The sequence below is a fragment of the Pseudoalteromonas sp. APAL1 genome, from assembly GCF_021532475.1.
Lineage (GTDB): Bacteria > Pseudomonadota > Gammaproteobacteria > Enterobacterales > Alteromonadaceae > Pseudoalteromonas > Pseudoalteromonas lipolytica_C.
Window position 1 is genome coordinate 159,703 of record NZ_JAKGAW010000004.1, and the last position, 6,685, is coordinate 166,387.

The 6,685-nt window shown below is 42.0% G+C and carries 5 protein-coding genes and 1 rRNA gene; 5 read left to right on the forward strand and 1 reads right to left on the reverse strand.

Annotation, left to right across the window (positions count from 1 at the left end):
• Positions 1-127 precede the first annotated feature (127 nt).
• Both rnr and rlmB read left to right on the forward strand, forming a co-directional pair.
• Positions 128-2,611, forward strand: a complete 2,484-nt coding sequence (gene rnr, locus L1264_RS03855) for a ribonuclease R (protein WP_235403659.1) — start codon at positions 128-130, stop codon at positions 2,609-2,611.
• Positions 2,608-3,354, forward strand: a complete 747-nt coding sequence (gene rlmB / locus L1264_RS03860) for a 23S rRNA (guanosine(2251)-2'-O)-methyltransferase RlmB (RefSeq protein WP_135923516.1) — start codon at positions 2,608-2,610, stop codon at positions 3,352-3,354. The genes rnr and rlmB overlap by 4 nt, the downstream gene beginning before the upstream one ends.
• Positions 3,355-3,430: 76 nt before the next feature.
• On the opposite strand, the gene L1264_RS03865 is transcribed toward rlmB, so the two are convergent.
• Complete coding sequence (locus L1264_RS03865) at positions 3,431-4,291, reverse strand: YicC/YloC family endoribonuclease (protein ID WP_199526625.1); 861 nt, start codon at positions 4,289-4,291, stop codon at positions 3,431-3,433.
• A 179-nt stretch (positions 4,292-4,470) separates the two neighbouring features.
• Between L1264_RS03865 and rph the strand changes: the two genes are divergently transcribed.
• The 3 genes from rph to L1264_RS03880 form a co-directional block, all read left to right on the forward strand.
• Positions 4,471-5,184, forward strand: coding sequence for a ribonuclease PH (gene rph, locus L1264_RS03870; RefSeq protein ID WP_054554228.1), 714 nt, complete (start codon positions 4,471-4,473; stop codon positions 5,182-5,184).
• Between the two features lie 22 nt (positions 5,185-5,206).
• Positions 5,207-5,851 carry an orotate phosphoribosyltransferase gene (gene pyrE, locus L1264_RS03875; protein ID WP_199526624.1) on the forward strand — a complete coding sequence of 215 codons (645 nt, stop codon included), beginning with the start codon at positions 5,207-5,209 and terminating at the stop codon, positions 5,849-5,851.
• A gap of 609 nt (positions 5,852-6,460) precedes the next feature.
• A 16S ribosomal RNA gene (locus L1264_RS03880) occupies positions 6,461-6,685 on the forward strand; the annotation flags it as partial.

Below are 6,685 nucleotides of genomic sequence, written 5' to 3' on the forward strand. Positions count from 1 at the left end.
TAAATTATTGAACAATTTGAGTGCGAAAACTGGTTTAATCAATTTCTTAAAAGTTTAATAGCTTTTGCCTGTCTCATTGTTAGGATATGGGTTAAAATAACCACATAACCAACTAACAAGATAGTGAATGTCAAAACAGGATCCAAATCTCAGTCGAGAACAAGAAAAGTACGAAAACCCAGTCCCTAGCCGTGAGTTCATACTTGCTCACTTAGAATCACGCGCAAAACCAGCTAATTTCACACAACTTTGTGACGAATTACACGTGAATGATACTGAACGTCAAATAGCGTTCAAACGTCGTTTGCGTGCAATGGAGCGCGATGGTCAATTGTATTTCAATAAATTTAAATGCTATGCATTGATAGATGAATCAGGCTTGGTAAAAGGTAAAGTCATAGGTCATCGTGACGGATTCGGCTTTTTAGAAGTTGAAGGCGAGAGTAAAGATTGGTTTATCGCGAAACATCAAATGAGTATGGTGTTGCACGGTGACATTGTGCTTGCTAAAGGTAACCGTAAAGGTTCAAGTGGCAAATGCGAAGCACGCATCATTAAAGTGCTTACCAATGAACGCGCGCCAATTGTTGGCCGCTATTTTGTAGAGCACGGAATTGCCGTTGTGGTAGCGGAAGACCCGCGTATTACGCAAGACATTATGATACTGCCGGGTAGTGAAAATGGCGCACGTCATAATCAAATGGTACAGGTGCAAATTACGCAAAACCCTAGTCGACATATGAATGCTGTGGGTAAAGTGACAGAAGTACTTGGTGAGCATTTAGCTCCCGGTATGGAAATTGAAGTCGCGCTGCGTAATCACGATATCCCTCATGTATGGCCTGAAGCGGTTGAAAAACAAGTTGCTCATTTAGGAGAATTTGTTGATGAGCAGGCTAAACAAGGTCGAGTTGATTTACGTGACTTACCACTCGTTACTATTGATGGCGAAGATGCCCGCGACTTTGACGACGCGGTTTATTGCGAGCGTAAACCCTCTGGTGGTTGGCGCTTATGGGTGGCAATAGCCGATGTGTCGCATTACGTTGGTATGAACACGCCACTGAATAAAGAGGCAATTGAGCGCGGTAACTCAGTGTATTTTCCTGAACAAGTTATTCCGATGCTACCAAAAGTGCTATCGAATGGCCTGTGTTCATTAAACCCAGAAGTCGACCGTTTATGTATGGTCGCAGAAATGACAGTGTCTGATGCAGGCAAGTTATCAGGGTATAAATTTTACGAAGCGGTAATGAATTCGCACGCTCGTTTTACCTACACTAAAGTAAATGCAATTTTACAAGGTGATGAAAAACTGCGTGAAGAGTATGCCCAGATGGTGCCACATTTAACTGATTTGCACCAAATGTACATGGCACTTAAAGCTGCACGCCAAGAGCGCGGTGCGATTGAGTTTGAAACCTTAGAAACGCGCTTTGTGTTTAATGCGCATCGCAAGATTGAATCAATCGTTCCTGTGGTTCGCAATGATGCACACAAACTTATCGAAGAGTGTATGATTCTAGCGAACGTATCAGCAGCCCGCTTATTAGAAAAACACGAAGCAAGTGCGCTTTATCGCGTGCATGATGAGCCTGATGCTGAAAAGTTAGGTTTTTTCCGAAACTTTTTATCAGAGCTTGGTATTGAAGCGGCGATTTCTGATGAGCCAACACCAAAAGAAATCACTCAAGTGTTAGCTAAATTAGGCGACCGCCCAGAAGCAGAGCTTATTCAAACTATGTTGCTCCGTTCAATGAAGCAAGCTGTTTATCAGCCTGATAACATTGGCCATTTTGGGTTAGCCTTACCAGCTTATGCGCACTTTACATCGCCAATTCGTCGTTATCCAGATTTAGTCGTGCACCGAGCTATTAAAGCGGTACTTAAAGCGCAAGGCCAGCAAACTTCGGGTGAGTACGCTTACACTGATGACGAAGTAGATATTTTAGGTGAGCAGTGTTCAACCACTGAACGCCGTGCCGATGATGCGACTCGCGAAGTGGCAGATTGGCTTAAATGTGAATTTATGCAAGATCATGTTGGTGACGAATTTGGTGGGGTGATCTCATCGGTGACTAACTTTGGTTTATTTGTACGCTTAGACGATTTACAAATCGATGGCATGATCCATGTGACCAACTTAGGCAACGAATACTTCCATTATGATGGCGCTAAGCATTGCTTAATTGGTGAGCAAACGCACACAGTGTATCGTTTAGGCGATAAAGTGACGGTTCAGGTGTCATCTGTAAGTCTTGATGAGCGCCGTATAAACTTAGTATTAGCGGGTGAAGCACCACAAGATCGTTACACTCGTCGTCGTGGTCGCAGTGAACCTGCAAAACCAAGCGTTCGCGCGCAGCTTAAAGCTGGTAAAATTCCCGGTAAAAAAGGTGAATCAAATCGCTTTGAAGCAAAGTCAGGTGACAAAGATAATGAAAAACGTGGTAAGTCTTCTCATGCTAAAGGGCGCAAAAAGCCCAGCGGCAAACAGGCTGATGCTGTAAAAGCCAGTAAAAAGAAGAGCAAGAAAAAAGCCACTAAAAAGGCAAAAAGGCCGGGCAAGAATGCCCGCAAACAAAGTAGCCGAGGAGCAAACAATACGTGAGTAATGAATTAATTTTTGGTTTTCACTCAGTTGAAGCAATTTTAGAAAAAGAGCCGGAGCGCTTTTTAGAAATTTATGCTTTAAAAGGGCGTGAAGATAAACGTTTAAATCCGGTTATTGACCAAGCACGTAAATTCGGTATTTCTGTTCAGTTTATGCAGCGTAAAGCGCTAGACAATAAAGCAAACGGTGAGCAACACCAAGGCATTATTGCTAATGTTAAAGCTGCACGTATGTATAGTGAAAAAGACCTTGACGAAATTATAGCCCGTGAAGAAACCCCTTTCTTATTGGTGCTAGACGGCATAACGGATCCACATAATTTAGGTGCGTGCCTACGAAGCGCTGATGCTGCCGGTGTACACGCTATTATTGTTCCTAAAGATAAATCAGCTAAATTAAATGGTACCGCGCGCAAAGTAGCGTGTGGTGCTGCTGAAACAGTGCCACTTGTGCAAGTGACAAACTTAGCGCGTACTTTACGTGAAATTAAAGACGCTGGTGTTTGGGTCGTTGGTACTGCTGGTGAAACCGACACTGAGTTATTCGATGCAAACCTCACTGGGCCAATGGCTGTAGTAATGGGAGCTGAAGGTGACGGAATGCGTCGCCTTACCCGTGAACATTGTGATTTACTAGTAAAAATTCCAATGGCAGGGACGGTATCGAGCTTAAATGTATCTGTTGCCACGGGTATTTGCTTATTTGAAGTACTGCGTCAAAGAAATGCGACGCAACTTTAATGTCAGGTCGTTAATTTATGCATAAAAAAGCCAGTGAATATTCACTGGCTTTTTAATGGCCTAGAGCAAATAAACCTTATTCGATATTCTGAATTTGTTCGCGCATTTGCTCAATTAGCACTTTTAATTCTACTGCTGCATTGGTGATGTCACTGTTGATAGACTTCGATGCTAATGTGTTTGCTTCTCGGTTAAACTCTTGCATCATAAAATCTAAGCGTCGGCCACATGCACCACCTTTGACTATAATTTTCTTTGTTTCTTTAACATGCGACTTTAAGCGATCTAGCTCTTCAGCTACATCTTGCTTTTGCGCTAGGTAAATAAGTTCTTGCTCAAGACGTGATTCATCAATGTCTGTTTTCAGTTCTTCAAGTTTTTGATTTAGCTTTTCACGTTGCCATTTAGCGATTTCTGGTAAGTGGCCCTCAACAATGGCAACTTGCTCTAAAATTGCATCAAGGCGAGTGGTGATCATTTCTTGTAGGTTTGCACCTTCATCACTGCGAGCTTGTTTGAAGTCTTCAATTACTTTGTCAAAACCTGCAATCAGCGCTGTATTAACGCTATCCATATCGAGCTCTTCGGCTTCCATAACGCCAGGCCAACGCAAAATATCAACAGGATTAATGTCACCATTACTCTGTTGTTGCACCCATTGTGCGCTTTTAATTAGCTGCTCAGCCAGTGATTCGTTAATCGTTAACTCACCAACATGAGCTGGATTTGCAGCAAACTTTAAGAAAACTTCAACTTTACCGCGTTGTAAGTGTTTACGTAAACGCTCACGAATAACAGGTTCCATGCCACGAAATTGCTCAGGTGCGCGGATAAAAGTCTCAAGGTAACGTTGGTTAACTGAACGAATTTCCCAAGTGCCAGTGCCCCATTCGCCTTTAATTTCGCGACGCGCATAAGCTGTCATGCTGTGGATCATGGATAATTTCCTAGTGTTATTTATATTCAAAGTTGCTTGATTATACCGTATCAGCTTTTAACCTCTAGCGTAAATTTTCTGAAATCGGCTTTTCAGATACAGTTAATTATGTAAATCACATGGCATCTGCCACCACATCGACTTATAATGTGGCAAATTCAGAATTAAGGGGATCGTTAATGCGTCCAAGCGAAAGAACACCTAATCAAATTAGACCGGTTACATTTACACGTAATTACACTATGCATGCTGAAGGCTCAGTATTAGTAGAGTTTGGAAACACTAAAGTTTTGTGTACAGCAACTGTTGAAGCTGGTGTACCACGCTTTATGAAAGGCCAAGGTAAAGGTTGGGTTACGGCTGAATACGGTATGTTACCTCGTTCAACACATACTCGTAATGGTCGTGAAGCGTCGCGCGGTAAGCAGGGCGGTCGTACAATGGAAATTCAACGCTTAATTGCACGTGCACTTCGTGCTGCAGTTGATTTAAAAGCGTTAGGTGAAAACACCATTACTATCGATTGTGATGTTATTCAAGCTGATGGCGGTACACGTACAGCATCTATTAGTGGTGCGTGCGTTGCGTTAGTTGATGCACTCACTTACATGCGTAGTAAAGGTATGATCAATTCAAACCCACTTAAGCATATGATTGCTGCAATTTCAGTCGGTGTATATAAAGGTCAACCAATTAGTGACCTTGAGTACCTAGAAGATTCTGAAGCTGAAACAGATATGAACGTGATTTTGACGGAAACGGGCAAAATCATCGAAATCCAAGGTACAGCTGAAGGCGAACCTTTCTCATTCGACGAACTAGATGAGCTACTTACATTAGCTAAGCACTCAATTCGTGAAATTATCGACGTTCAAAAGCAAGCATTAGCTTAATAAAGAAGTAGGTTTATTAGTTATGAAAGATTATCAAAAAGAGTTTATTGAATTCGCACTTGAAAAGCAGGTGCTTAAATTTGGTGAGTTTACTTTAAAGTCTGGCCGTACTAGCCCTTATTTCTTTAACGCTGGTTTATTTAATACTGGTCGTGACCTTGCACGTTTAGGCCGCTTTTATGCAGCTGCACTTGAAGATGCTGGCATTGAATACGATGTAATATTTGGCCCTGCTTATAAAGGTATTCCAATTGCTACGACTACTGCGGTTGCTTTAGCTGATCACCACGACAAAGATGTGCCTTACTGTTTTAACCGTAAAGAGAAAAAAGCACACGGTGAAGGTGGTACATTAGTAGGTTCTGAACTTAAAGGTAAGATCATGTTAGTCGATGACGTGATCACTGCGGGTACAGCGATTCGTGAATCGATGGAAATTATTGCAGATAATGGTGCAGACTTAAGTGGCGTTTTAATTGCTCTTGACCGCCAAGAGAAAGGCAAAGCTGAGTTATCGGCTATTCAAGAAGTCGAGCGTGACTTTGGCACTAAAGTTATCTCGATTGTAAAACTAGCTGACTTAATTAGTTACCTAGAAGCGAAAGGTACAATGGATGAGCATTTAGCGGCTGTAAAAGCATACCGTGATCAATACGGCATTGCATAACAACTAAAAACGCGAATTTTTTAAAAGCCCAGCTATGTTGCTGGGCTTTTTTGTTTTTAGAGCGTTGTGCTTTTATAGCCTTAAATACAGCTAAAAAGTTACTAAAGCGTTAATAAAGTTTCTCTTTTGTACTGTTTAGACTAAAAAGGATGCAAAAGGTAGTTTTTTTAAAGTTTTCTCAAAAAAGTGCTTGCGTTAATTCGCTGCATCCCTATAATGCGCATCCACCGACACGGCGGACTGCTTACAAACAAGCGAAACGACGAGTTGGTTGAGTCAAGTAAGACTGAGTTTTGAAAAATTAAACTTTTCTCAAAATTAAGTGTTGACAAAAATAACGGCTTGCGTAGAATGCTCAGCCCTTGAGACGCAAAAGTATCTCAAAACGTTCTTTAACAATATAAAGCAATCATCTGTGTGGGCACTCGTACAGATTGAGTTCTAACAGCAGATTCTAGTTCGCTAGATGACGCAAACAAATTTAGAGTCTCAATTGAACTGAGTGACCAACGGAAACAAGTTTACTTGTTTCAGCACAGTCAATTCGATATCGAAAGATATCAAAATTCAGAATTCATTGAGCATGTCCTTCGGGACAGAAAAAACTTTTAATTGAAGAGTTTGATCATGGCTCAGATTGAACGCTGGCGGCAGGCCTAACACATGCAAGTCGAGCGGTAACAGAAAGTAGCTTGCTACTTTGCTGACGAGCGGCGGACGGGTGAGTAATGCTTGGGAATATGCCTTATGGTGGGGGACAACAGTTGGAAACGACTGCTAATACCGCATGATGTCTACGGACCAAAGTGGGGGACCTTCGGGCCTCACGCCATA

Excerpts from the sequence above, each read along its gene's own strand:
- rnr (WP_235403659.1), top strand. The coding sequence starts at position 128 with ATGTCAAAACAGGATCCAAATCTCAGTCGAGAACAAGAAAAGTACGAA.
- L1264_RS03865 (WP_199526625.1), bottom strand. The coding sequence starts at position 4,291 with ATGATCCACAGCATGACAGCTTATGCGCGTCGCGAAATTAAAGGCGAA.
- rph (WP_054554228.1), top strand. The coding sequence starts at position 4,471 with ATGCGTCCAAGCGAAAGAACACCTAATCAAATTAGACCGGTTACATTT.
- pyrE (WP_199526624.1), top strand. The coding sequence starts at position 5,207 with ATGAAAGATTATCAAAAAGAGTTTATTGAATTCGCACTTGAAAAGCAG.